Source organism: Marinobacter daepoensis DSM 16072, assembly GCF_000421165.1.
GTDB classification, from domain to species: domain Bacteria; phylum Pseudomonadota; class Gammaproteobacteria; order Pseudomonadales; family Oleiphilaceae; genus Marinobacter; species Marinobacter daepoensis.
In genome coordinates, this window is the sequence record NZ_ATWI01000009.1 from 509,691 (window position 1) to 536,012 (window position 26,322).

The window sequence follows — 26,322 nt, forward strand, 5'->3', positions numbered from 1 at the left end:
CGGGAACCGACAGACAGGACTACGAAAATGACAGTGAAAATCAGCAACAAAATCGTCGGCTACCGGGTAAAGAAAGCCGATGCCGAAACCAACGGTGAACAGCAAGCGTCTGTGGCAGCCGACACCAAACCGGTGGAGATGAATGAAAACATCGAGCGCCCCGATTTCCTGCTGGGCACCACCTACAAGATCAAGCCGCCAGTGGCCGAGCATGCGATGTACATTACCATCAATGACATCCTGCTAAACGAAGGCACCGACCACGAAAGCCGACAGCCGTACGAAGTGTTCATCAATTCCAAAGCCATGGAACACTTCCAGTGGGTTATCGCCCTCACCCGAGTTATCTCTGCGGTCTTCCGCAAAGGCGGCGACGTTACTTTCCTGGTGGAAGAACTTCGCAGCGTGTACGACCCCAACGGTGGCTACTTCAAGAAAGGTGGCGTGTTCATGCCCTCACTGGTGGCCGAAATCGGCGCGGTGATTGAAAAGCACCTGAAAGCCATCGGCTTGCTGGAAAGTGACGAGCTGAGCGAAACCACCAAGCGCATCCTCGCAGAGAAACGCGCCGAGTTTGAAGCCAGCCAGAACAAAGCCACCAACGACGACAGCGCCAGCGAGTACCCGGCCAACGCCACTATGTGCGGAAAGTGCAGCACCAAGGCCGTCATCGTCATGGACGGCTGTGCTACCTGCTTGTCTTGCGGAGACAGCAAGTGCGGCTGAGGTAATCAACCCCAAAGCAGAAAAGGCCTGGTTGCGAAATCTACCAGGCCTTTTTATTGGACTGCAATCAATGCGACACGCCGGTTACCCTGACCGTTTCCAACGGGCAGGTACCCTGTCCCGTTTCGCCACAGGGGTTTGAATGTCCGTCAGGCAGGGCATATTAATACGCCGCTGCCAGAGTACTCCGCCTCCCGATCCTGTCCTTGCACCCTGGCCCATTCTCGCACTCTCGCCTGGGTCAGCATTTTGGATTCCGGCAGCACATTCAGGCGCCGCATGGCGGGAATGAACCGGTTGTATTTGTCTACCGCCTGCATCGACGCCATCGACACACAGTATTTCGAGCAGTTCTTGGTCGGGTGCTTGTGCAGGCTCCGCAGGATTTTGTCGGCCAGACCGTTGGCGTTCGGTGATTTGGTTTCAATAATGAACTTGCCGGAATCCAGCCTGAGACGGCGCTCCCCGCGCATGAACTCCAGATTGAAGTCAATGGTCATGCGCTCATCACCTTCCTTTGAAACCAGGGTTACCCGCTGATAGCGCATTTCAACCGATGGCATCAGTGGCCGGTTGAAATCGCCCCCATAGACCTCCGCATAAGAACGGCGTACATGCTCCATAGCAGCCTCATCCAGAGTGCCGTAGTTTTCCACCTGTTGTTTCATGCGTTTCTTGATGGTAATGCCACGCTTGCTTTTCAGCTTCACTTCTACAAAACACAGCTGCGCTTCGACGTACTTGCGCAGACGCACTTTGAAGCGCTTCCTGCGGCCACGATGGTGGTCGGTGTACGAGGTGTTATCTTCATCATCAAAGTAGCAGGTTTCGTAGTTGAACCGGCGAAGACCATCGATTTCCAGCACATCAAAACTCTCGTTGAAGCGCGCAATGGCGTGCTTCATATCTGCCGCGTCCAGAACATATTTGTTGTCGAGCCGGACCAGCATCGAAGCTTTGGCATTCAATTCATCCAGACTGATGGGCTCGAACGGTGCCACCAGCCAGTCGTAACCGCTCTGGTCAGCGTCCGACTGGATGGCCTGTTCCGGATTGCCGGTTTCAGCCCCTCCAGACACTCCCAATGAATGATGTTCTTCATGGCGGAACTGCCGACGACTTCCCGCTGTTGAGATCGTTTGTAACATCACACTCACCTCAGTTTTTGCGGTAGAACACGTTGATGCGAGCGGTATCATTCACGTAGTCGAACGACAGGATCTGGTAAGACATCACCTGAACTCCCAGGCGCTCGGTAAGGTCTGTGCGCATGGTGTTCGGATCAGCCAAGGCATGGACGTCTATGCGATCCAGGGTGATCTTGATGCCATCCACTTTGCTGAGAATTCTGGGGTGGTCGATCAGATACGCACCTATCAGCACTAACAAAGAAATAGCCATCACAAATGGCAGCTGGGTGCCATATACCGAGCAGATCACCGCAATAGCAACACTGCCAAAGAAGTAAGTGATTTCGACTTTCGAAATCTGCTCAGAACGCAGGGTAAACAACGCGAGGATAGCAAACAGACCAAAACCGGCACCCAGGCTGAACTGCACATTTGAGAGCACCGACAGCACAGCGAATACAAACACGTTGAACATGGCAGCGGTGGTTACCAGTTCCTTGTCGCGATAGCGCCGGTAGTACATGCCAAAAATCAGCACCAACATCGACACCACGTTGATACCGAAGCGAGCGATGAGCTCAAAGTAAGAAGCTTCAAACATTTCCATCATTACATCCTCCTTTTGAGGCCTCCGTCACAGACTAGAGGCGAACTACCATGTATCGGTGGAGGGCATAATAATGTTTCAATCATGTTAAATCAAAAAACTTAAATAAATGCAATAAGTTGGAAGGGTTTACTGATGTAGCATCTACCCTCCCCCCTGTTTATCCGCAAAGTCGAGAGAAAAACATGGTTATAAGGGGTAAGCGTAAACCACCACGACCAGTCGTCCGGGAAGCTACCTAAAAGCCACCATCAACACTTGTGCAGATAGATCTACGTGAACTGCTGAAATGAACATCAGGCTGGGTAATTGCGTGCCTGGATATGGCGCGATTGCAGAGTGGTTCCACCAGCAACAGGCTAAACTGTCAGCGGCCTGCGCCCCTTACTTTCCCACTCCGCCAGAGCGAAGGCGCAGCGAACAATAGTATCTGCAAAGCTCCAGGTATGTTGCCGACCCAATGAAATGAGTAAACTGCACCACAGACGCTCTAAAGGAAGTCACCGTATCTGGTCCATTCGCTGATTGATTGAAAAGGAATGTTGATGACACTGGGATGGGTAGTTGCCGGTACAATCGGGCAGTTTCTTCTGGCCTACATGCTGTTTATGTTGGTGGTATTTGGCTTCAGCGCGGTAGGCTCCAACCGGGCCCCAACGCAGTTCGACAATTCCGTGCTGAACTCTGCCATCTATTCCGTGCCGGCAAGCAGCCTGATCAGCGCCGTTATAGTGATCTGGCTCTACCGCACAGGAGCCAGTGAATCAGCCTACCTCTGGTATACAGCACCAATAGTGTTGTTCTCGGCCTATTGCCTGTATATCAAACTGTTCATTCATCGAAGTTGATACGCACTGGTGTCGGAAATCTTCAATACCGGTTTCTCACCATTCCCTATCGTGTCACTCCAAACCAACGGGAGGACATTGATGATAACCGCACGCGCAAACTACGTTGCACTGGCTCCGGAAGCCATGCAGATTCTGATGGATCAGGAACGCTATCTGAGAGACCGTTTTCACGCGTCGGAGCCCCTTGGGGCTGCCATTTGGGAATTGATCAAACTCAGAGTATCCCAGATAAACCAATGCGCCTTTTGCATTGATTTGCACAGCAAAGAGGCACTGGCGCAGGGCGAAACTGCGGAGCGTATTATTGGCTTGAGCGCCTGGCGCGATATGCCTCTATATTCTGCAGTAGAAGAAGCTGCTTTGGCCTGGGCAGAGCACCTTACCGATGGCAGAACGGTAGACGACCAAATGTACCTGAACATGGTCAATACCCTGGGTGAGCGGGCGCTGTTAGATATAACCCTGGCCGTGAATGCAATCAATGGATGGAACAGGATCGTAAAGACCTTCAAACCGGAGGTAGGAAGCTATAAACCCAGATAGCCTCAGACCAGTTCTGGACTTTCAGTTGTCCTGTCCATCGGGACCAGCATCAGCCTTTGTTCAGGGTATCTGGTCAGCGTCGGTAGACAGGGGGGATTCCGGGCCAGTGGTGAAACTGCTGCACTCAGAGGCGTGCAGCAGTCTCTGGTTTCATCTGGCTGGCGAGGTAAAGATCGGCGACACCTCGATTCCCGAAGGCGTCATCGCACTGCCAGTCGAGAAAGCTTCCCAAACCGTTTCCCTGTATCCCGAGTCACAGCTTGCAGGGATACGCTTCCAGCCCGCCATTGGCTACGGTGTCATAGGACAACACGTTGACCGCCCTACCACCCTGAGCACGGAACACGCCCTCATGCCAGGTCTTCAACAGCTCTTCACAGACCTGCAGGCCATTCCAAACAATGAGCACCGGGTGACAACCCTGCATCACTGGGTACAGCAAAATTTCCGTTTCGAAAACGTCATCCCCGGCCCGCTCAAGCAGGCACTGAATCACCTTAATCACACCGTGCCACCCGGTGCGTTGATCGATCGGATGAACGTCAGCCAACGGCACCTGGAGCGTCTTTTCCGACATTGGATTGAAATGACACCGAAGCAGTATCAGCGTATTTTGCGGGTAAAGCGAGCGATCGACCACCTCCGTACCCACAATGAGGCTAATCTGGCGGAGGTTGCCGATCAGTTTGGATTCAGCGATCAGGCCCACATGACACGAGAGTTTCGTGCGATTGCAGGAGTGACCCCCGGAAAGGTCTGAGCCAACTTAATCGCGCTCCTCGCTCCTGACTGGCCTGATCCCTGACCTTTAAAGGCGCCACCAAGCACTTACCTGAGCATACCTGGAAACCCTATGCATAAGCTTCTGTTTTTCCTGATCTTGGTATCAGGAACCACCCTGGCTCAACCCACATGGGACTATCAGGAAAATGTGGAATACCTGGCGAATGGCGATCCCAGCAGGATCTGGCTGGCCGACGGACGTAAGGTAGAAGTGATCTACGAGCCCATCCCGTGGGAGGAAGTCGACAGCTGGGCTGAGGGGAAACCGCTCATTCTGGGCTACCGGACCGGCGTTGGTACCCTGCTGCACGACCCCAAGACCGGCAAAGAAATTCCCGTGTTATCCGGGCTGGCTCAGCACCCGCTGGACCGAATTCTCGATCAGTGCCTTGAGGAAAACTGGACAACCCTTGGAATGATTGAATGCTACGGCGCGACCCATGCCCGTTGGGATGCAGAGCTGAATGCGCACTGTAAAAGGCTGATGAATACATTGTCCCCAGGGCAGCAGGCCCTTCTGAGACAAAGCCAGAAAGCCTGGATCGCCTTCAAAGACGCTCAGCTGGTATCCATTCATGCCATTTATGACCGGGATGGTACAATCTGGCGCGTCGTACAGGCCCAGCAGGCGATGAAGGTGACCAAGGAACAGGCACAGCGCTTAAACAGCTTTTCCGGGTTCTGAGTTCCACGGGGCGGATCAGCACCAGCCCGGTCTCTCTTATCTTTCTATCAGGCCTTCTGCTTACAAGCAGGCAGTCCTGCCCTCAAACCAAACGATGGAGTCACATCAAAGATATGAAAATTGCCGTATTTTGTGGTTCAAGCAGCGGTGAGAATCCAGCCTTTGTCGAGGCCACCCGGGCCTTAGGGCACTACCTCGCAGGCCAGGGCGTGGATTTGGTGTATGGCGGCGGAAACGTGGGGCTGATGGGCGTGATTGCCGATTCTTTTCTTGAAAAAGGCGCGAAGGTCTACGGGGTAATTCCAGAATACCTGAAAGAACGGGAACTCGCCCATCAGGGCCTCACCGAACTGAGTATTGTGGCCGACATGCACGAGAGAAAGGCGAGCATGGCCAACATGGCCGATGCATTTGTTGCGCTGCCTGGCGGTGCTGGCACTCTGGAGGAAATCTTCGAGGCCTGGACCTGGGGCCAGCTGGGCCACCATGCCAAGCCCTGTGCGTTCTATAACATCAACGGTTTCTACAATCTGTTGATGGAAATGGTCTTAAACATGGTCCATTCCGGCTTTCTGAAGCCCCATCATGCAGAGATGCTGATCCATACAGATAATGCCGAAACATTGCTGTCGTCGATCCGCTCTTACCAGGCCCCCAGGCAGAAATGGACCTGAGACGAAGGTTTCAGCAAAAACCACAAAGTTTTGCGCTCACAAGCGGTTTGATCAAAAATGCCCTGCCCGCTGATGCGTTCAAGGATGCATTGGCCGACAACGGAGCCTGGCGATACCTCCGCCGGGCAATCTTTACAAACGGAGCAGTAACATGAGAATTGTTGTTTTCTTGGCCTTTATCCTTTGCGCATCCACCTCATTTGCAAATGAAGAAAGCGAGAAGAAGGCCGCCGCCGAGCGGTATCTGGCGGCGACCCCCATGTCAGACATGCTGTCGGACATGGCGGGCAATATGGCCATGCAGATCCCGGAAGCAGAACGAGACGACTTCATTCGCCTGATGACCACGGAAGTCGACGTCAGCAAGCTGGAATCTGCCGCCCTGGACGCCATGGTAAAAACATTCACACTTGAAGAGCTGAACGCCTTGGCAGACTTTTACGGCTCAGACGTTGGCAAATCCGCCATGGGCAAGTTCGGCACCTACATGGCAATGGTCATGCCAGCGATCCAGCGCGAAATCATGAGAGCCGTTTCGGAAATGCAGTGAGTTCAGACCGGCTCTTTTTAACCCAGGCCCGGAGACGTCATGTCTCCCGGCTGGGCTGGTGTTCCCACGTTTTGCCGCTGCAATCTGACCTCTCCCCAGTCCTGGAACTCCCAAAAGGCGACCACCATCATGGGTAAATCAATAGCGTTGGCAGGGCTACTGGTTCTGCTGCTGGTGTTGCTTGTTTTTCAGTATATGATCACTTCGGTACCAGGCCTGGAGCCGCCGATTGTGGTTCGTGATGCCCGGCTGGTGGACGATGACAATTCGTTGATGGTGTCGCTTATCGGCCGCGATGGACGGCGCTTTACGGTCGGCCTGCGGGGGGACATGACGGAAAAGCCCGAAGAAGCGGCTCTGTTTTTTATCAGCCGCCCGGATCTCGTGCCCTACGTGTACTGGCCCGGATACCGCAGCAACGATGAGAAGCGCGTGCTACGGTTGCTGGGTGCCTGGGCGAAGACTCAAGACGCTCCTGCCCCGGGCGAATTAACGGCCGCCATTGAAAGCGGGCTGCCAGCTCAGGGTGCGGCCCATGCGACGGCCTATCAGATATACACCGTATTGAAAGACAGGAACTGAAGAGCGGTTATGAAAAGCTGGTTACTTCTCGGTGTGGCCATTGTGGCCGAAGTGATTGCAACGTCGGCGCTGAAATCCAGTGAAGGCTTTACGCGTCTGGTGCCCTCTGTGGTCGTCATCATCGGGTACAGCGTGGCTTTCTATTTTCTGTCCCTGGCCATCAAGGTCATTCCAGTCGGCATTGCCTATGCCGTCTGGGCCGGGCTGGGCATTGTATTAATTTCGCTCATCGGTTGGGCGCTGCTCGGCCAAAAGCTGGATTTTCCTGCGGTTGTCGGTATGCTGCTGATTGTAGCCGGCGTACTGGTTATCAACCTGCTTTCCAACACAGGTGCACACTGAACCGACATGACTACCGTAACTTCGATCGCTATTCGTAAATACCGGATTCAGGATCTGAGCCCGGTGGTTCGCCTGTTTACCGACTCGGTGCATGAACTCACAGCAGGCGCCTACGACGAAACCCAGCGCTACGCCTGGGCTTCCCGCACGCCTCATTTAGATACCTGGCGCGAACGCCTGGAATCCCTCGAAACGCTGGTCGCGGAGGAAGGGAACGATCTGGCCGGATTCATTTCCTATGAAAAAGACGGCCACATCGATCTGGTATTTACCGCCCCCAATTATGCTCGCCGGGGCATAGCCTCTGCGCTTTACCATGAAGCCGAAGTACAGCTCAAAGCTCTGAACGTCAACGAACTGAAAACCGAAGCCAGTGTGGTCGCCCGGCCGTTCTTTGAACGTCATGGTTTTGAGGTGGTTGATGAGCAGCGGGTGACCGTCCGTGGCGCTCAGTTCCTTCGCTATCTGATGCGTAAAACCCTGGCAGACTAACCCGTTATCCCACGGGCTCTTCCGCTCCGGCGGCAAGGGCCCGGACCCGCTCGAAATCGTCCTCGGTAAACACGCCGTTCACACCGGAAACCGCAGCCAGCGCCATGCCGTGTTTGAGGCCAAGTTTGTAGATCTCCCGCACTTTCTCCCACTCAATGTTCCGGCCCAGGGTGAAATTTTCAAACCGGGCGTCCAGAGCCAGCACAATGGTCTCCGCCAGACAGGCATAGGCGATGCCATTGGGAAGGCCAATGTCCTTCATTCGGACTTCCCCCGGCAACCGGATTTCACCGGACTCGATGACCAGTACGTCCGGCCGCTTAGCCACGTCTTCGGCGGGAATATCCAGTGGCCGGGCCACGTCGGTAATCACACAACCGGGCTTCACGTTCATGATGTCCAGAATGCGTTTGCCAGCGCCCGAGGTGGCGGTCACTATCATATCCATGTCTGGCAGGTCCCGGTCCGTAGTGGCTGCCACCTGTACACTGGCACCCGGCGTTTCCAGCTCAATGCTTTCTTTCAGGGCCAGCAGTTTTGCCGCCTCAGGGGCCACCAGATAAATTTCGTCCACTGCTTTAGCCAACAGTCGCGCGCACACCGAGCCAATTGCACCAGTGGCTCCCACCACCATGGCTTTACCAGCCATTTTGCCACTCTTGCCAATGCGGACCCGGCCAATCTTGCGGGCAGCCTCGTGGGCAGCCCACAACGCACCTGAGGCGCTGTAGCTGTTGCCGGTGGTAATAGGCAATGGCGCACGTTTGGCCACAGTAATGCCGGCATCACCCACCACCTTGGTGAAGGCCCCCAGCCCCATAATCTGGGCGCCCAGTTTTTTGGCGAGCCGGGCTGCTGCCAGTAACCGGCTATAGGTAAATTCAGGGCCATGGGCCATGATTTCTTTTGGCGTGCCGCCCACGGTGATCAGCCAGCCTTCCACTTCGTCTCCCGTAGGCGAGCGGATACCACTCACCTTCGAATAAATGAACGGAGGTGCGTAGGCCACGGCTTTTTCCACCAGATTCATCACCGTGGGTGGAGACACATTGGCAATCCAGTCCAAAGGGGGTGTCTTGGTCAAGTACTGCTGCGAAAGCGGATGGATCACAAAAGCAAAGCGGTTTACCCGTCGATAACCGTTGGGATACAGGATTCTGGGCTCAATACCCAGCGTCTGGATAACCTCCAGAAAGTCGTCAGTGCCCAGTTGCTCCGGGGTCCGGGACAGGGCTGCGCTGATCATCGCTTCCATCACATTAACGCCGACCGGTCGGCCTTCCAGCCACGGGCTGTAATCCACCACCATGGCTACTTTACGGGACCTTAGCCAATCCAGTGCGGAGTCGGTTACCCGGGAGGTAATCAGGGTTTTGCCATCCAGTTCTTTCTCTGAGAATGCCTCAAGGTCCCCAATGGCGCCCACGATGACATGGCAGTCCCTGACCGATTCATGCAACGACCCTTGAATCAGCTTCTCACCCATGCGGTACAAAGGCGTTTTGTGAACCGCTTCAATCAGCTTCACCGCTACCGGGCGGAAAATAACGCCAGCTGTCATTGAAGTGTAGGCTTCCAGTTGCCGTAGCGACGTCAGCAGCCTGGGTACACCAAAATCCAGATAAGGGTCGGCAAAAAACAGGTTGTCGGTGTGTTCCGAGAGCGCACGGGCGATTCGGTACCCGGCCTGACCGTTGAGAAACAGGACGCGGGCATTATCAAAGAAGTGGCCCAGTTCAGCCTGAGTATGCCTGACCGCCCATTCCTGAAGGATACCCCGCAGCCCTGCCCCGGTGGTGACTGGTTTGTCAGGTACACAGGCCTCCAGCCGGGCGGTATCCGGGTGCTCCAACTGCTCCTCCCCCACCTGATAGTGATCATGAATCATACTCAGCCCTATGGCATCGGCCTCACCCCGAACCGAATCCAGAAGGGCTACAGCGCGCTCCAGATTGCCATCGGCCCCCAGCCGAAGAAGACGGAACGGCTGGTCCATAAACGTGGTGGCCAGTTCGTAATCGAACTCTGACGATCCCAGGCTAACGCTGACAACCGTTTTCATGGTGGGTTTCCTTTTGGATTTATTATGGCTTCAGTCTAGAAGATGGAGCGTCCACCTGCTTTAGCCCAGATCAAATACCCACCACGAAATTTAGGTCTAAACTCATCCTGAACACCAACGTCAGTCACAGGGAGGCACCATGTCCATTCAGGAAGAACTCAACACCACCATTGCCGACCTCGTGCGGCCAGGAAGGGGAATTCTGGCAGCCGATGAAAGCACACCCACCATCGCCAAACGTTTCAGCGCCGTGGGTGTCGAATCCACCGAAGCTTCCCGCCGCGAATACCGAAGCCTCATATTCTCCACGCCAGGCCTTGGCGAACACATCAGCGGAGTGATTCTGTATGAGGAAACGCTGCAACAACTGAGCCTGGAGGATGTCGCCATTCCCCGGCTGCTGTGCAACCAGGGCATCGTGCCCGGAATCAAGGTCGACATGGGCAAAGGACCCTTGGTAAATGCCCCCGGTGACGAGATTACCTACGGCCTGGACGGACTCTCGTCCCGGCTGGAACGCTACAAATCCTTGGGGGCGAGATTCGCCAAATGGCGGGATGTGTTCCACATTTCCGATGTCTTGCCGTCCTCTCAGGCCATACGTTCCAACGCAGAGGTCCTGGCTCGCTATGCAGCCGTGTGTCAGGCCATGGGCATCGTGCCAATCGTGGAACCGGAAGTGCTGATGGATGGCCCCCACAGTATCAGTCGGGCAGCCGACGTTAGCGAAGAGGTATTGCTTGAGGTATTCAAGGCCCTGCACCGGCACCAGGTGAGTCTGGAACAAATGGTACTCAAACCAAGTATGGTAACGCCCGGAAAGGCCAGCAGGAGAGCCAGCCCAGAGGAGGTTGCACACGCCACTCTGGCAGTCTTCCGGCGTGCGGTGCCTGCAGCGGTGCCGGGTATTTTCTTTCTGTCGGGTGGCCAGACTCCGGAGGAAGCCACCGACAATCTGAACGCCCTGAACCGCCTGGAAGAGGCCCCCTGGGCACTGAGCTTTTCCTATGGGCGGGCACTCCAGGAGCCCGCGCAAAAAGCCTGGGCCGGGCAACGGAGTAACGCAGGAGCCACTCAGGCGGCGCTGATAAAACGTGCCAGACTCAATGGCCTGGCCCGTTCCGGCGCCTACGCACCGCTAATGGAGGCTGACGACTAGGCCGCGTTGGTGCAGCGTTTAAGCTGATGTGCCGGCTGGTCCAGGCAGGCCAGCATAGGCGCCACTTCCCGGATTTTCCGAGCCTGGGGCCACAGAGCCTCGGCCTCAGCAAACCCCTGGCGCAGATAATTCAGCCATTGCTTGATACGCCCTGTCACGTATTTGTCTTCGAGCCGGGCCTGTAAGGCAGCAGAGTATTCCCGGACCAGCGCCACAGCCTCTTGCCAGGCCATAGGCTCCAGAGTATCGCCGTTCTGGGAGGCCTTAATCTGAGCCGCCAGATCCGGCCTGGCAATCAGACCCCGGCCGATCATGACGTCGTCGCAACCCGAGACTTCCCGGCAACGCCAGTAATCTGCAACGGTCCAGATTTCGCCATTTGCAATCACCCGGTTGCTGACCGCTTCACGCACGCGGGCAATTTCTTCCCAGTATGCTGGCGGCTTGTAGCCGTCCACCTTACTGCGTGCATGAATCACGATCTCCGCAGCACCCGCTGCCTCTAATGCCTGGCCACAAGCCACTCCCATAGAGCGGTCCTCGTACCCCAGGCGCATCTTCGCGGTTACCGGAATATCCACCGGCAAGGCGGCCCGCACGGCAGCGGTAATCTCGTGCATCAGCTCCGGCTCGCGCATCAGCACACAACCACCTTTGTGTTTGTTGACGGTCTTGGCGGGACACCCAAAGTTTATGTCTACCTGCCCGGCCCCCAGCTCGGCGGCCTTGGCCCCGTGACGCCCCATCATCTCCGGGTCAGAGCCCAGAAGCTGAACCGCCACCGGGGTACCCACTTCCGTCAGGGCCCGATTGTGCAGCTCTGGCGCAAACTTGTAGAAAATCCGGGGGGGCAACATGCCCTGAGTCACGCGAATGAACTCCGTCACGCAACGGTCGATACCACCCACTTTGGTCAGGGTTTCACGAATAGGTGCGTCGACCAGCCCTTCCATCGGGGCAAGGATGATTCGCATGGGGGCTCCAGTGTCGAGAGAAATGCAGTAAGGGTGTTGCTGATCAATTTTCAGGCGGGGCGGATTGTAAGGAATTCAGGGAGAAGTTGGTAGCCGGACATCCCGAAACAGGATGTCCGGCGAGTCTAACAACGTTATGGGTGGCTTACGCCTGCACGTCGAAACGGTCGCTGTTCATGACCTTGGCCCAGGCTGCGACGAAATCCCGAACAAATCTCTCACCGTTGTCGTCCTGAGCATACACCTCGGCGTATGAGCGCAGGATGGAGTTGGAGCCAAACACCAGGTCTACGCGGCTCGCGGTCCACTTAACCTGGTCGGTCTTGCGGTCGCGAATTTCGTAGGTGCCATTCCCGGCCGGCTTCCAGCTGTATGCCATATCGGTCAGGTTCACGAAGAAATCGTTGGTAAGCTGTCCTTCTCTATCGGTGAACACCCCGAACTTAGTGTCGCCGTGGTTGGTGCCAAGCACGCGCATGCCACCAATCAGTACGGTCATTTCCGGTGCGGTCAGGCCCATCAGTTGGGCACGATCCAGCAGAAGCTCTTCCGGTTTGACGATGTAGTCCTTCTTGAGCCAGTTACGGAAACCATCAGCCACCGGTTCCAACGGCTCAAAAGATTCAGCATCGGTCATGTCATCCGTCGCGTCTCCGCGACCTTTGAGGAACGGCACCCGGACCTCATAACCGGCGGCTTTGGCGGCCTGCTCAATACCTACGCTGCCCGCCAATACAATGACATCGGCCACACTGGCCCCGGTGTCTGCCGAAATCTGCTCATACACCTTCAGAGTTTTGCTCAGACGAGCCGGTTCGTTGCCTTCCCAGTCTTTCTGGGGTGCCAGACGGATACGGGCTCCGTTCGCCCCACCCCGCATGTCCGATCCCCGATAGGTGCGGGCGCTGTCCCACGCTGTACTCACCATGTCGCTGATGCTCAGTCCACTGGCTGCGATCTTTGCTTTCACCACTTCTTCGCAGTAGTCAGTATTGCCAGCCGGCACCGGGTCTTGCCAGATCAGGTCTTCTGCCGGCGCTTCCGGACCTATGTAGCGGCTCTTAGGCCCGAGATCCCGGTGCGTCAGCTTGAACCAGGCCCGCGCAAAACAATCCCGGAAGTACTCAGGGTCGGCCATGAACTTTTCGCAGATGGCACGGTATTTAGGGTCCATCTTCATGGCCATGTCGGCATCGGTCATGATCGGATTGTGGCGCTTGGACGGATCACTGGCGTCCTGCGGCTTATCCTCTTCTTTCATGTTGATGGGTTCCCACTGCCAGGCGCCGGCCGGGCTTTTCCTGAGTTCCCATTCGTAACCGAACAACAGGTCGAAGTAGCCCATGTCGAACTGGGTCGGGTGTGTTGTCCAGGCCCCTTCAATACCCGAGGTTACCGCATTGGCAGCCTTGCCGTTCATGTTCGGGTTGCTCCAGCCCAGGCCCTGCTGCTCAACGCCCGCTGCTTCCGGCTCGGCCCCAAGGGCACCAGCATCACCGTTACCATGGCATTTTCCGACAGTATGCCCTCCTGCCGTCAGTGCGGCGGTTTCCTCATCATTCATGGCCATCCGCGCAAAGGTCACACGTACCTGCTCGCCGGTCTTGAGGGGATCTGGCTTACCGTTCACCCCTTCCGGGTTCACGTAGATCAGCCCCATCTGAACCGCAGCCAACGGATTTTCCATGGTTTCGGGTTTGTCTACGTCTTCGTATCGCTCGTCTGACGGCGCCAGCCACTCTTTCTCTGCGCCCCAGTAAATGTCCTTTTCAGGATGCCAGATATCCTCACGGCCGAACGAAAAGCCGTATGAAGGCAGCCCCATGGATTCATACGCAACGGTACCGGCCAGGATGATCAGGTCTGCCCAGCTCAGTTTGTTGCCATACTTTTTCTTAACCGGCCACAGCAACCGTCGCGCCTTATCCAGACTGACGTTATCGGGCCAGGAGTTGATGGGGGCAAAGCGCTGGTTTCCGGTACCACCGCCACCACGTCCATCCGCAATCCGGTATGTGCCTGCAGAGTGCCAGGCCATACGGATCATGAGGCCTCCGTAGTGCCCCCAGTCTGCGGGCCACCAGTCCTGGCTATCGGTCATCAGTGTGTGCAGGTCTTTCTTGACGGCTTCGTAGTCGAGTTTTTTGACTTCTTTGCGGTAATCGAAGTCTTCACCCAGCGGGTTGGTTTTACGGTCATGCTGGTGAAGAATGTCCAGATTCAGGGCTTCTGGCCACCAGTCCATGACATCTCGGTTTTCCGTCGAATTGGCGCCGTGCATGACGGGGCATTTACCACCAGAATTAGTCTCACTCATCATACTCTCCTGCTTCTGCGTCATTGGCAAAAAGGCGTTTCTGATTCAAGAGCCACTATCACTATAGATCATCCATAGTTCACTGCTTGAATGTTTCCTACCGCCAAAATAGTGAAGAACTATCGATATCCCGCCCTTCTCGGATGACTACAACTCATTGAGAAATTGCATAATTCCCACAGTAATCCGCGAGGATGCAAAGAGAATCACACCATGCTACCGAGGTGAAATGAACCAACGCTGACATAGGGACGCTCCTGTGCTTACGAGACAGAACTACCTTAACGCCAGGGCTATCAAGAGAGACAATTAATTAAAGATAAGATTTTGAAAGCTTTTATTAATCGACTAGAGGCGCTCAATAGACGTGAACTTTCCGGTGTCATCAAACAGAATCCGGAAGCTGCCACGCACGCCATCCTGGAGGAAAAAACGGGAAAGGATACGGGCCGGGAAACGAACAGAGCGTCCATCCCGGGCCCGTGTGTGGACATCGGTCGCCACGCCCTGATAGAGCTTGATCCACTCCTCAGGACTAATGTCGATGTCCACAATGATCTGCTGCATCAATCCCGGCTCAGTTCGCCAGTTCCAGCAACAGACGATTAAGGCGACTAACGTAGGCGCCAGGGTCTTTCAACTGCTCGCCGCTCGCCAGGGTTGCCTGATCAAACAGCACGGCAGAGAGCTCCCTGAAACGCTCCTCACCCTGCTCGGTTTCCAGGCGCTGAACCAACGGATGCTCTACGTTAATCTCGAAGATCGGCTTGCTTTCAGGCACTTTCTGCCCCGCCGCTTCCATGATTTTCTTCATTTGGGCGCCCATGTCGAACTGACCCACAACCAGGCAGGCCGGAGAATCGGTCAGACGATTGGTCACACGCACTTCCTGAACCTGGTCTTCCAAGGCCCCCTTGATGCGCTCCAACAGATCTTTGTGCTCTTTGGCCGCCTCTTCCTGATGCTTCTTGTCTTCCTCGGTTTCAACTTCACCCAGGTCGAGATCACCACGGGCAACGTCCTGGAAGGACTTACCATCGTACTCATTCAGGTAGCCCATCATCCATTCGTCAATGCGATCAGACAGGATCAGGACCTCAATCCCCTTCTTACGGAAAACTTCCAGATGCGGGCTGCTCTTGGCCGCTGCAAAGTTGTCACCGGTAAGGTAGTAGATCTTGTTCTGGCCATCTTTCATCCGGCTGATGTAGTCGTCCAGAGAAACGTTCTGCGCTGCTTCACCGGTCTGGGTAGACGCAAACCGCAACAAACCAGCAATTTTCTCGCGGTTACTGAAGTCTTCCGCCGGGCCTTCTTTCAGGACCGCGCCGAATTCATCCCAGAAGCCCTGGTATTCATCGCTGTCTTTCTTTGCCAGCTTGCCCAGCATATCCAGCACGCGCTTGGTCATCGCGGTGCGGATGCTGTCTACCGTGCTGTCGTTCTGCAGGATTTCCCGCGAGACGTTCAGGGACAGGTCATTCGAGTCAATCACGCCTTTGGTAAAGCGCAGATACAGCGGCAGGAACTGCTCGGCGTCATCCATGATGAACACACGCTGGACGTACAGTTTCAGGCCGCGGGGCGCTTCCCGGTTGTACAGGTCAAACGGAGCACGCTTGGGAATATACAGCAGGCTGGTGTAATCCAGCTTGCCCTCGACCTTGTTGTGAGACCAGGCAAGCGGGTCTTCAAAGTCATGGGCGATGTGTTTGTAGAATTCCTTGTATTCTTCATCCTTCACTTCGGTGCGCGGCAGGGTCCAGAGGGCGGTCGCATCGTTAACCGTCTCATCCTCGCCCTTTTTGTCCTCTTCCTCAGATTCAGACGGCATCACCACCGGGAAAGAGATGTGGTCGGAATATTTCTTGACCAGACTGCGCAGCTTCCAGCCATCCGCGAATTCTTTATCTTCGGCTTTCAGGTGCAGAACGATTTCAGTACCACGCTGCTCCCGGTTAACCGGCTCAATAGTGAACTCACCGTCTCCTTTGGATTCCCAGCGCACGCCTTTATCTGCCGGCTCGCCGGCTTTTCGGGTAAACACTTCCACCTTGTCGGCAACAATAAAGGCGGAGTAAAAGCCCACACCAAACTGACCAATCAGTTTGCTGTCTTTCTTTTCGTCGCCGGACAACTGCTTGAGAAAATCGGCTGTGCCAGACTTGGCAATGGTGCCGAGGTTGGCAATAACGTCGTCACGGGACATACCGATGCCGTTATCGGCAATGGTGATGGTGCCCGCGTCTTTGTCGTAATCCAGCCGGATTCTCAGTTCGGAATCACCTTCGTAAAGTGTGTCGTCTTTCAGGGCGGCGAAGCGGAGTTTGTCTTCCGCGTCTGAAGCGTTAGAGATAAGCTCACGAAGGAAGATTTCTTTGTTTGAGTACAGAGAGTGGATCATCAGGTGAAGCAGTTGCTTCACTTCGGTCTGGAACCCAAGGGTCTCTTTGTTGGTTTCTACCGTCATGGCTGTGTTGGTCTCCTGCTGTTTTGGTTTGGCTGATCACACAGCAACACCGTGCTGTGAGCCCTGTCAATGACATTGAAAATGGGGGTGGGCCGGGGCATTTCAACCCCGGCCGGAAGGCAATATCAGTCTTCGAGCAGAAAGTGCGCCCGAGCAGTGGCAATGGGTTGGGAACGGGACTTCTGCCAGGCAGAGATCATTACGTTGGCCACCCGGTTACCCTGACGGGTAAGTCGGCATTCGGCGTAGGTTTCCCGGTTCAGGCCAGCACGCAGGTAATCGAGGGAAAAGTCGACGATGCGCGGCATGCGGAAGGTGTCCTGTGACATAATCAGGTAGATCGCCGCTGACATCTCCATGAACCCGCCGATGACACCGCCGTGGATGGCCGGCAAAATGGGGTTACCCAGATTCTCTTCTTTTTTGGGCAAGCGAAAAATCAGGTCGTCGCCAAAACGGTCGCACTGAAGACCAATCCAGCTGGCGTACGGAATACTCTCCATCATGCGGGAAAAGTCACCGGTTTCCTGGGTGTAGCGGAGAATTTCCGGGTCGGTCATTCTTCACCTCCGGCAATCAGGTCTCGATAGGGTTTCGGCGTGGCGTCTTTGCCAATGCGCATGAACGTGCCCACGCAGTTGGCAATGGTTTCGCCGCCTTCCTGATAGGCCTCACAACGGGTAAATATAATGTTCCGGGTGATTTTGTAGGTCTCAGCCCTGGCGTACACTGGCTTTCGCGGTTCTGCAGGGCGCATGTAGTCCACCCTCAGGTCCAGCGTCGGACACAGCTCAAAGTCTTCCAGCGCACAGATCATCACGGAACCCGATGCGGTATCCATCAGCGTGGTAATGGCCCCGCCATGGATCACGCCAGTGTCCGGGTTGCCAATGATCTTATCGCTGTATGGCAGCTCAACGACCAGGTAGCCTTCCCCCGCCTCAATGGCGTTCAGGCCAAGCTCTCGCCCTTGGTTGAGCGTACTGATAAACCGGTTGACCCGGCTGATTCGGGTTTCGTCATTCATTCAGGACTGTCCTGCAGATCAGCTTTTCGATTTTACGTCGGTCTCGGTGCGTGCAGGTATGGCTTCTTCGAAGACCTTGCCATCACGCAGCGCACTCAAAGCGTCAGAGTGAAACTCCCGGCGGTACAGTACGTATACCACCAGAGTTGAGGCTGCCATAAAGACAACCGGATGGATAAACCAGGCAACCACGGCCAGAGCGTAGTAATACGACCGCAACCCAAGGTTGAAGGCGTCCCCCGCCAGGTTGCAAATATTACCGGCGCTGCGGGCAAACGCTTCACGGGCTGCCGGGCTGGTTTTGCTGTCGTCTGGCAAGGGCGCGCTGCCAATCATCACGGCCACAAAATTGTACATCCGCATAGACCAGGTAAACTTGAAGAAGGCATAGATAAACACCACCAACAAAACCACCAGCCTCAGCTCCCAGATTTCCCGGCTGGGCACCACCGAGAACGGCATGGTGGCAAAGATCTCCATGGCTTCACTGGTGTACCCCAGCGCGGTGATAATACCCGCCAGAATCAGCAGGCAACTGGACGCGAAGAAAGCACCGTTGCGCTCCAGATTACCGACCACGGAGGCATCGGAGATACGGTTTTCCCGCTTGAGCATCACCCGCATCCAGTCTTCCCGGTAGAGATCAAGCGTGTTAGAGAGGCAGGAACGGGAATTGGCCCGGTTCCGGGAATACCATGTGTAGCCTCCCCAGCAGGCGATGAACCAGAAGAGCGCCAGAAAATCCAGATAATAGGTCATTTAGGTGGTTACAGGCCTGCATTACCGGGGGTGAAAAAAACCATCTTCTCTCTATGATACGCCATGGGGCCATGGCCGGCCACCATGCGCCCCGGCCTGCTTTCGGAGACACCGACACGCACTCCGGCCGCAGTATTGGAAAAGCGTCTGTGCTATAAACGAATTTCAACGCTAAGGAACCAGAGGTGATACCAGGAATGTTGAGCAGATATCTCGCAATTGCCACCCTTACGCTGACGCTGACCGGCCTGGGAGGCTGTACTGTGAACCCGGTAACGGGCGAAAAGCAGCTCTCACTGATATCTGAAAGCCAGGAGCTGGCCCTCGGGGCGGAACAGTACACACCGACCCAACAAACTCAGGGTGGCCGTTTCTATATTGATCCCGAACTCTCGATCTACATCCGGGACGTTGGCCAGAAACTGGCCCGGGTGAGCGATCGCCCAGACCTCCCCTACGAGTTCGTGGTGCTCAACAGCAGTGTTCCCAACGCCTGGGCCCTGCCCGGTGGCAAAATTGCCATCAACCGTGGACTGCTGGCCGAACTGGACGACGAGGCCCAGCTGGCCTCTGTGCTTGGGCATGAAATTGTGCACGCTGCGGCCAGACACAGTGTCCAGCGTATGCAACAGGGCATGCTGATCAGTGCGGGGGTCGCAGGTTTGGGCTTTGCACTGTCGGACAATGAATGGGCAGGACTGATTATGGGAGGCGCGGCCGTCGGCGCACAGCTGGCACTGGCCCAGTACAGCCAGGGAGACGAGCTGGAATCAGATTCTTACGGCATCCGCTACATGAAAGAAGCCGGCTATGACCCTCAGGCAGCGGTAGAACTTCAGGAACTGTTTCTCCGGCTGTCAGAAGGCCGCCAGAGTGGCTGGCTGGACGGACTGTTTGCCACCCACCCCCCCTCCGCAAAGCGAGTTCAGGAAAACCAGGAGCTGGTTTTTAAAATCGGTGCCGGCGGTTTCCGGGGCAAAGAGATTTATCAACGGCGTATCGCCAAGATAAAGGAACTCAAGCCCGCCTACGATGCCCACGACAAGGCCCTGAAGCTGGCTTCGGAAGCTGAATTCAAGGCTGCGCTGGAACAGATCGACAAAGCGATCAGGCAGGAGCCCCGGGAAGCCATGTTTTTCGCCCTGCGTGGTCGTATCCACGGTAGCATGGATAACCCTGACCTCGCCAAAGCCGACTTTGACAAAGCGGTGTCACTGTACCCGGAGATGTTTCAGTACCAGCTTTACAACGGCTTGAATGAACTGGAGCTGAACAACCTGACAGCCGCCCGGGATCACCTGCAGAAGGCCAATCAGGTGGTGCCCACCTCAATAGCCTACCTGAGGCTGGGCGACATTGCCCGCCAGCAGGGTCAACGCAAAGATGCCGTGGCCAACTACTCAAAGGCAGCAGAAGCCGGTGGCAACATCGGCGAGGAAGCCAAACGTAAGCTGGCCGAGCTAAGCAACTGATCGCTCCGGCGAACCCTCACCAAAGCCGGGCACTCCCAAGTCCGGCTTTTTTTGTGCCCGTCACATTTGCTGCCCTGACACACCCATCGCGTCAATGATTGCATTGACTTCTAGAGCAATAACTCTAAAAATCAAAAAATCCAACAACAAACGGATGGCGACCATGATTGCAAAACGACTTCAGCCAATGGCGTCTCATGCCAGGCGCAGCTATGTAGAGTTGATGTTCCAGGTGATGGGCCGGGCACTTCAGGCCATCAGTGAAGTGGATGAAACCACCCGCACCGAAACCCGGGAACTGCCAGAGGGGTTCCTGTTTGAAATGCAGGTAATGCCGAATGGGCCAAAACTGATCGTTGAACACACGGGGGATGGCCGATTGCATTTCCATGGCGACCAGGCACCCCGACCGGTCGATCTGTCCATCCAGTTCAAACACATTGCCCATGCATTCCTGGTGCTTTCCTTCCAGGAGAAAACCTCCGTGGCCTTTGCCAACGACCGCATGTTGGTGGATGGAGATATCAGCTATGCCGTCAGGATGACCCGGGTTCTCAATCGTCTGGAATCGTTCATTCTTCCTAAACTGGTTGCAGAGCGGGCGGTCAAGGAGTATCCGGCCAATCTCAAACTGCCGGAGAAGCTGATCAACGCTGCCCGAATCTACCTGAAAGTCGCCTCTAATTTTGTCGAGACAGTGAGAGCATAATGACCAATAACTACTATGAGTTCTTCTGCCCGGTTAAGGTGATTGCCGGAAAATCCGCGCTGGAACACCTTCCTTATGAGCTGACCGGGCTGGCGGCAAAACGGCCCATGATTGTGACCGACAAAGGGGTTCGCGCCGCAGGCTTGCTGGACCCGGTGATTTCAGCCTGTGAAGAAAGCGGGCTCGAAATCGTCTCTGTTTACGACGATGTGCCGCCCGATTCCTCCACCTCGGTGGTTCGGGATATTGCCGGTGTGTATCGGCAGGAAAAGTGCGATTCCATCATCGCGGTGGGGGGCGGCTCTGCCATCGATACCGGAAAAGCGGTCAACATTCTGGTGTCCGAAGGCGGCGATGACATTGCCAGATACAGCGGTGCGGGCATTCTCAAGCACCCCCTGAAACCTTTTTTCGTCATTCCAACCACGGCCGGCACTGGCTCAGAAGTCACCTCTGTAGCCGTGATTACCGATGAGAGCAAAGGCGTGAAGCTGCCCTTCACGTCCTCATTCCTGCTCCCCAACGCCGCCATCATCGACCCCCGGATGACACTGACTCTGCCGCCTCATATCACGGCCGCAACGGCAATGGATGCCCTTACCCACGCCACCGAAGCCTTCACCTGCATGGCGAAGAATCCGCTCAGCGACGCCTATGCTACGGCGGCTATACGGAAAGTCAGCCAGTCTCTGGTAGCGGTGATGGACAATCCCAAAGATACCGATGGCCGGCTTGAACTGGCCCAGGCCTCAACCATGGCAGGCATCGCATTCTCCAATTCCATGGTGGGGCTTGTGCACTCTCTGGGCCACGCCACTGGTGCCATCTGTCACTTGCCTCACGGGCTCTGCATGAGCCTGTACTTGCCCTACGTTCTGGAATTCAACCTTGAGACCATTCGCGAGCCACTGGGCGAACTGCTGTTGTATCTGGAAGGCCCCGAAGTCTACTCAGCCACCCCCGCAGCCCGACGTGCCGAAGCCAGTATTTCCGCCATCCGGAAGCTACGGGACGCACTGTACAAGCGGTGTGAACTGCCCAGAACGTTGAAGGAAACCGGCAAAGTACTGGAGAGCCAGCTGGAAAGCATCGCCAGACTCGCACTGGACGACGGTTCCATCATGTTCAACCCCAGGGAAGTGAGCCTCGACGACGCCATGGCAGTACTGCGCCGCGCCTGGGCCTGACTCGGAATAACCATAGACTAACCCCGTTTCTCCCGGGGTTAGTCTAAAGTCAGATTCACAATGATTGAAATAAAACGGTAAAAAGGTAATATTTAGGTGCATACTGGCAGGGAGTTGGCCGGATAATCATCACACTAATGCATGGGCCTGACCTATCCAGAGTTCCGCGATGAAGAGAGTCCCTATCCCCAAGGCCAGACGCATCCTGTCGGCGGTCGTTACCTTCACAAGCCTGGCGATTCCCTTTACAACTCTGAACGCATCCGCTCAGCCCGGGCAAGATAACCAGACGTTCCGATTCAACATCTCCCCCAATGGCTACCCCCCGTATCTGATCGTCAACGAACAGCAACCATCCGGTATTATGTGGGATGTGGTGAACCTGATCGTCCCCCGCCTGGGATACGAAGTGAAACCACTGATGATTCCCCGAAAGCGGGTGGACCCCATGCTGGCGGACGGCTACATCGACGGTACACCCCGTGCCATCGAATGGACCGAAAACCCGGAGAACTTCCTGTTTACAGATTCAGTTGTCCACGTTGAGGAAGTGTTTTTCTTTCCCAACACTTCGGAGCTGGACTACGAGCATCCCACCGATCTATACGGCAAGACTGTCGTCACGCACCTGGGCTACCTGTACCCGACGCTGGAACCCTACTTTGGTGACCGGCGGATCAAACGCTTTGATGTGTCAAGGGACCGGGACATGTTCACCTTTGTCTTGCACGGAGATCAGTTTCACGCCGCGCTGGCCGACAAACTGGTGGGTCGCTGGATTCTGAGAAACGAGGGGCTGTCTGGCGAGTTTCGTTCATCAGAGGAAGGCATCAGTCAGTTTGGTTTCCGGATTATGCTCAGAAAAGACTGGAGCGACTTCGCCAAAGCCTTTAATCAGGAGCTCGAAACCATCCGCAAGAATGGCGAACTGGAGGCCATACTTGCGGACTACCGTTAAGAACGGATCACTCCAACCGCCTCAGCAACAGCATGGGCGAGACACTGAGCACAGGCTGCAATTGCCAGCGACCAAGGATCGCCAGTAATACGCCGGCAATCACCGGTACAGGCAAAACTACCTGCCAATGCCATCGGAACTCCCCCTCAAACATTCCCGCCTGAAGCGCGTAAACGGCCCCCTCAGCGGCAACCACACCAAGGGCACCGGCAACGAATCCGAGCAAAGCGAATTCTAGCATGGTACTTCGAACCAGCAGTGACTGCCGGCCGCCCAGCGTACGCAACAAGGCCCCTTCACGCTGTCTATCCCTCAGGGTCGCACTGACCACAGCCGCCATGACCACCAGAGCCGCCGCCAGTATCAGCGCCAGAATGGCCTCAATGGCCTGTGTGACCTGCCGAACGATCTGTTGGATCCGATCAATAATGTGGTCAATCTCCAGCACGGACACGGTGGGGAATGCTCGGGAGAAATCGTTCAGTGCCAGCTTTTGGTCCGGGCCCAGAAAGAAGCTGGTGATCCAGGTGGCGGGCATGTCTGCCAGCCCGCCACCTGGCGGGAAAGCCATGTAGAAGTTGGGTTTCATGCTGTCCCACTGGACGGTCCGGATGCTGGTCACCGGCTCTGTCACCCGGCTGGCACCAATCGTGAAGGTAAGACGGTCTCCGAGCTTCAGCCCCAACTTGGCCGCCAGCTCCGCTTCCACCGACACCCCTTCAGTCTGGCCTTGCCCGAACCACTGCCCTGACACAATCTGGTTGTCTTCCGGAAGGCTGCCCATCCAGGTCAGGTTCAGCTCACGATTCAGAGCACCAATACGCTCGTCTTTGCTGACCACCTCTTTCACCGGTTCACCATTCAGCTCCGTCAAGCGCCCTCGTACCATAGGGTAAAGGGCTTCCAGCGGCGCACCCTGACGGTGCCAGAAGCCTTCAACATCATCTACGGCATCGGGGGCAATATTGATCAGAAAGTGATTGGGAGCGTTTTCCGGAAGCTGGGCCTGCCAGTCATCCAGAAGCGAAGAACGCACCAGAACAAGTGTGGCTGCCAGCATCAGGGTCATCGCAAAGACGGCCATCTGAGCCATGCTCGAGCGACGATGCCGGTAGAGCCCCACAAGCGCCAGACGCCAGGCATTACCACCGCCCTGAACCCTTCGCAAAACCGCCACCATGCCCCACCCAAGCATGGCAAGCACCACAAGAAGCAGAGCCAGTCCACCTAGCAGGGCAACGACCAATGTGAATTCCCCGGCATACATCCAGACCAGCCCGAACACCGCGAGCACCGCCAGAACCATATCCGGTATGACCTCCCGGCCGCTTTCACCCGGCTGCGCGCGCAGAACACGCATCGCGGGCACACTCCGAAGGCGCCGGATGGGTGGATAGGCAAACGCAAACAGGGAAACCACCGCTGTCAACAGTGCAGGCATCACCGCCGCCGGGTCCAGATAGAGGTCCACCGGTCGCTCCAGAACATCACTCAGCAGGCTCACCAGCAGCCAGAACAACGGCAGCGCCACCGCAAGCCCCCCCAGGATGCCCACCACGCCCCACAGGCTCAGACGACGCAGGTAGAGGCCACCAATACCACGACTGGACAGCCCCAGCGTCTTCAAAAGAGCGACGGTATCGCGCTGGGACAGCGCATACTGTCGGCTTGCGACTGCCACGGCGACCGCCGCCAGCAGAACCGCAAGGCTGCCCCCCAGAAGCAGGAAACGCTCCGCCCGCTGAAGAGAACGGGAAAAGGTTTCTCCATCTTGTACACCTTCCCACTCGTGGCTGGGTGCCAATTGCGGCTGCAGCCAGTGGTAGTAGTCCTCCAGCATGGGTTCCGCACCGGCAAACAGGTACACATATTCCACCCGACTGCCTTCCTGCACAACGCCCGTGCCCGCAACGTCATCCACGTGCATCATCACTCTCGGAGCCAGAGAAGACAGCCGAAAGCCGCCATCCGGCTCGCGGATAAGCAGGCGAGTGATGTCCAGCTCGAGGTTGCCGACTTCCAGGGTATCGCCAATGTTCAGCTCCAACAGCCGAAGCAGGCGCGGGTTCACCCACACCTCGCCCGGCCCCGGGCCCCGGTCAACAGTGTCCCGGGGTGCCTGATTCCCCGACTGAGTCTCGATATCTCCCCGTAAAGGGTATTCATCACTGACTGCCTTGACCGAAACCAGTTGGAAACCACCCTCACCGAAAACCATGGTGGAGAACTCCACCATCTGTCCGGTCTCCAGCCCACGGGCCTCAGCCTCATCCAGCCACTCGGGCGGAATGGGCAAGCCATTCTCAGCTTCGAGCTGCCGATCCGCAGCCAGAAATGAGCTTGCGGATGAAACCAGAGTTCTTTGCAACTGGCCGGCAAACAGCGCAATGGTAGCGACGGTCGCAACAGCGATCACCAACGCAACCAACACAACCCGGACATCACGTTCTCGCCAGTCCCGGGTCACCGACATGAGTTTTCCGGAAGCGGCCATCAGATTTCCGGCTCCCCAGCGGTTTCAGGCTCAGTCAGAAGGCCAGCTTCAATATGCAACTGCCGGCCGCAACGGGCGGCGAGGTGCTCATCGTGAGTCACCATGACCAGTGTCGTGCCCTGCTCCCGGTTGAGTTCCATCAACAGATCCGACACGGCCTGGCCCGTCCGGTTATCCAGATTGCCAGTGGGTTCGTCCGCGAACATAACGACCGGATCGGAAGCAAACGCCCGGGCAATGGCCACGCGTTGCTGCTCACCACCCGACAACTGTCGTGGTGTATGATTGAGCCGTTCTCCCAGTCCGACCCGCTCCAGCAATTCCCGGGCTCGTTGCTGTGGCGATTCCATACCGGCCAACTCCAGTGGAAGCATCACATTTTCAAGGGCGCTCAGGGCTGGCAGCAACTGGAAAGACTGAAACACAAACCCGACGCGACGCGCTCTCAGTTTCGCCCGCTCATCTTCACTGAGTGTGCTGATGACCGAGCCATCCAGCTCGACCGTGCCCTCAGAGGGTGTGTCCAGCCCTGCAAGCAACCCGAGCAGAGTGGTTTTACCGGAACCGGAGCGCCCGACAATGGCTACGGATTCTCCCCGATTGATTTCCAGGCTGACCCCTTGCAAGATCGTCAGAGTATCGGTTTCCAGGCTGACCCGATGGGTCAGATCAGACACCCGCAACATGGGGCGGTTATCAGTTTTTCTGAGATCCGTCATCTGGTTCACGGTTGCTCCATTGTCTGTCACTTTGAACCTGTAAAGGGTAT

27 protein-coding genes are annotated in these 26,322 nt (G+C 56.1%); 15 read left to right on the forward strand and 12 right to left on the reverse strand.

Translation table 11 applies throughout. The features are described 5' to 3' along the window. Positions 1-27 precede the first annotated feature (27 nt). Positions 28-726 carry a TSCPD domain-containing protein gene (locus K325_RS0107820; RefSeq protein WP_029653713.1) on the forward strand — a complete coding sequence of 233 codons (699 nt, stop codon included), beginning with the start codon at positions 28-30 and terminating at the stop codon, positions 724-726. A gap of 149 nt (positions 727-875) precedes the next feature. Here K325_RS0107820 and K325_RS0107825 read toward each other — a convergent pair whose 3' ends face one another. Further along, entirely contained in the window at positions 876-1,874 is a 999-nt protein-coding gene (locus K325_RS0107825) for a polyphosphate polymerase domain-containing protein (protein ID WP_084694191.1), read from the reverse strand. 10 nt (positions 1,875-1,884) lie between these two features. Then, positions 1,885-2,466 carry a DUF4956 domain-containing protein gene (locus tag K325_RS0107830; RefSeq protein WP_211218143.1) on the reverse strand — a complete coding sequence of 194 codons (582 nt, stop codon included), beginning with the start codon at positions 2,464-2,466 and terminating at the stop codon, positions 1,885-1,887. Between the two features lie 542 nt (positions 2,467-3,008). Here K325_RS0107830 and K325_RS0107835 point away from each other — a divergent pair. From K325_RS0107835 to K325_RS0107875, 9 genes are all read left to right on the forward strand, one after another. Further along, a complete protein-coding gene (locus K325_RS0107835) occupies positions 3,009-3,311 on the forward strand; it encodes a hypothetical protein (protein ID WP_029653716.1) in 303 nt (100 codons plus the stop codon). 81 nt (positions 3,312-3,392) lie between these two features. Further along, complete coding sequence (locus K325_RS0107840; RefSeq protein ID WP_029653717.1) at positions 3,393-3,857, forward strand: carboxymuconolactone decarboxylase family protein; 465 nt, start codon at positions 3,393-3,395, stop codon at positions 3,855-3,857. Positions 3,858-3,963: 106 nt separating this feature from the next. Then, positions 3,964-4,617, forward strand: a complete 654-nt coding sequence (locus tag K325_RS0107845) for a helix-turn-helix domain-containing protein (RefSeq protein WP_084694192.1) — start codon at positions 3,964-3,966, stop codon at positions 4,615-4,617. A 93-nt stretch (positions 4,618-4,710) separates the two neighbouring features. Beyond that, on the forward strand, positions 4,711-5,325 hold the full coding sequence (locus K325_RS0107850) for a lysozyme inhibitor LprI family protein (RefSeq protein WP_029653719.1): 615 nt from the start codon (positions 4,711-4,713) through the stop codon (positions 5,323-5,325). A gap of 113 nt (positions 5,326-5,438) precedes the next feature. Then, positions 5,439-5,999 carry an LOG family protein gene (locus K325_RS0107855; RefSeq protein WP_029653720.1) on the forward strand — a complete coding sequence of 187 codons (561 nt, stop codon included), beginning with the start codon at positions 5,439-5,441 and terminating at the stop codon, positions 5,997-5,999. Between the two features lie 151 nt (positions 6,000-6,150). After that, positions 6,151-6,549: a DUF2059 domain-containing protein gene (locus K325_RS0107860; protein ID WP_029653721.1), complete on the forward strand. Its 399-nt coding sequence runs from the start codon at positions 6,151-6,153 to the stop codon at positions 6,547-6,549. Between the two features lie 39 nt (positions 6,550-6,588). Beyond that, positions 6,589-7,131, forward strand: a complete 543-nt coding sequence (locus K325_RS0107865; RefSeq protein WP_228128412.1) for a hypothetical protein — start codon at positions 6,589-6,591, stop codon at positions 7,129-7,131. A gap of 9 nt (positions 7,132-7,140) precedes the next feature. After that, complete coding sequence (locus K325_RS0107870) at positions 7,141-7,473, forward strand: SMR family transporter (protein ID WP_029653723.1); 333 nt, start codon at positions 7,141-7,143, stop codon at positions 7,471-7,473. Between the two features lie 6 nt (positions 7,474-7,479). After that, entirely contained in the window at positions 7,480-7,965 is a 486-nt protein-coding gene (locus K325_RS0107875; RefSeq protein WP_036193193.1) for a GNAT family N-acetyltransferase, read from the forward strand. 4 nt (positions 7,966-7,969) lie between these two features. On the opposite strand, the gene K325_RS0107880 is transcribed toward K325_RS0107875, so the two are convergent. Then, positions 7,970-10,027, reverse strand: a complete 2,058-nt coding sequence (locus tag K325_RS0107880; protein WP_029653725.1) for a dehydrogenase — start codon at positions 10,025-10,027, stop codon at positions 7,970-7,972. A gap of 139 nt (positions 10,028-10,166) precedes the next feature. Here K325_RS0107880 and K325_RS0107885 point away from each other — a divergent pair, with 139 nt between their 5' ends. Continuing rightward, positions 10,167-11,186, forward strand: coding sequence for a class I fructose-bisphosphate aldolase (locus tag K325_RS0107885; RefSeq protein WP_029653726.1), 1,020 nt, complete (start codon positions 10,167-10,169; stop codon positions 11,184-11,186). Here K325_RS0107885 and K325_RS0107890 read toward each other — a convergent pair. The 7 genes from K325_RS0107890 to K325_RS0107920 all read right to left on the reverse strand — a co-directional run bounded on the left by K325_RS0107890 (position 11,183) and on the right by K325_RS0107920 (position 18,733). After that, positions 11,183-12,160 (reverse strand): tRNA dihydrouridine synthase, encoded by a 978-nt coding sequence (locus K325_RS0107890; protein WP_029653727.1) that lies wholly within the window; start codon positions 12,158-12,160, stop codon positions 11,183-11,185. The two genes, K325_RS0107885 and K325_RS0107890, sit on opposite strands and share 4 nt — an antisense overlap. Positions 12,161-12,305: 145 nt before the next feature. Next, positions 12,306-14,477, reverse strand: a complete 2,172-nt coding sequence (katG, locus tag K325_RS0107895) for a catalase/peroxidase HPI (protein WP_029653728.1) — start codon at positions 14,475-14,477, stop codon at positions 12,306-12,308. Between the two features lie 348 nt (positions 14,478-14,825). Then, complete coding sequence (locus K325_RS0107900; protein WP_029653729.1) at positions 14,826-15,044, reverse strand: DUF2835 domain-containing protein; 219 nt, start codon at positions 15,042-15,044, stop codon at positions 14,826-14,828. Positions 15,045-15,054: 10 nt separating this feature from the next. Next, positions 15,055-16,947, reverse strand: coding sequence for a molecular chaperone HtpG (htpG, locus tag K325_RS0107905; protein WP_029653730.1), 1,893 nt, complete (start codon positions 16,945-16,947; stop codon positions 15,055-15,057). Between the two features lie 125 nt (positions 16,948-17,072). Continuing rightward, positions 17,073-17,507 (reverse strand): PaaI family thioesterase, encoded by a 435-nt coding sequence (locus K325_RS0107910; RefSeq protein ID WP_029653731.1) that lies wholly within the window; start codon positions 17,505-17,507, stop codon positions 17,073-17,075. Next, positions 17,504-17,974, reverse strand: a complete 471-nt coding sequence (locus K325_RS0107915; protein WP_029653732.1) for a PaaI family thioesterase — start codon at positions 17,972-17,974, stop codon at positions 17,504-17,506. Before K325_RS0107915 ends, K325_RS0107910 begins: the two co-directional genes overlap by 4 nt. An 18-nt stretch (positions 17,975-17,992) precedes the next feature. After that, the gene (locus K325_RS0107920; protein WP_029653733.1) at positions 17,993-18,733 is read right to left on the reverse strand and encodes a DUF599 domain-containing protein; all 741 of its coding nucleotides are present in this window, start codon (positions 18,731-18,733) and stop codon (positions 17,993-17,995) included. Between the two features lie 197 nt (positions 18,734-18,930). On the opposite strand from K325_RS0107920, the gene K325_RS0107925 reads away from it, so the two are divergent. The 4 genes from K325_RS0107925 (at position 18,931) to K325_RS0107945 (ending at position 23,059) form a co-directional block, all read left to right on the forward strand. Next, positions 18,931-20,205, forward strand: a complete 1,275-nt coding sequence (locus K325_RS0107925) for a M48 family metalloprotease (RefSeq protein ID WP_029653734.1) — start codon at positions 18,931-18,933, stop codon at positions 20,203-20,205. A gap of 163 nt (positions 20,206-20,368) precedes the next feature. Beyond that, the gene (locus tag K325_RS0107935; protein ID WP_029653735.1) at positions 20,369-20,914 is read left to right on the forward strand and encodes a hypothetical protein; all 546 of its coding nucleotides are present in this window, start codon (positions 20,369-20,371) and stop codon (positions 20,912-20,914) included. Then, a complete protein-coding gene (locus tag K325_RS0107940) occupies positions 20,914-22,101 on the forward strand; it encodes an iron-containing alcohol dehydrogenase (protein WP_029653736.1) in 1,188 nt (395 codons plus the stop codon). Before K325_RS0107935 ends, K325_RS0107940 begins: the two co-directional genes overlap by 1 nt. A 169-nt stretch (positions 22,102-22,270) precedes the next feature. Next, the gene (locus tag K325_RS0107945) at positions 22,271-23,059 is read left to right on the forward strand and encodes a substrate-binding periplasmic protein (RefSeq protein WP_051146595.1); all 789 of its coding nucleotides are present in this window, start codon (positions 22,271-22,273) and stop codon (positions 23,057-23,059) included. Between the two features lie 7 nt (positions 23,060-23,066). Here K325_RS0107945 and K325_RS0107950 read toward each other — a convergent pair whose 3' ends face one another. After that, positions 23,067-25,553: an ABC transporter permease gene (locus tag K325_RS0107950; RefSeq protein ID WP_029653738.1), complete on the reverse strand. Its 2,487-nt coding sequence runs from the start codon at positions 25,551-25,553 to the stop codon at positions 23,067-23,069. Next, positions 25,553-26,272, reverse strand: a complete 720-nt coding sequence (locus K325_RS0107955; RefSeq protein ID WP_036193296.1) for an ABC transporter ATP-binding protein — start codon at positions 26,270-26,272, stop codon at positions 25,553-25,555. The genes K325_RS0107950 and K325_RS0107955 overlap by 1 nt, the downstream gene beginning before the upstream one ends. Positions 26,273-26,322 lie beyond the last annotated feature (50 nt).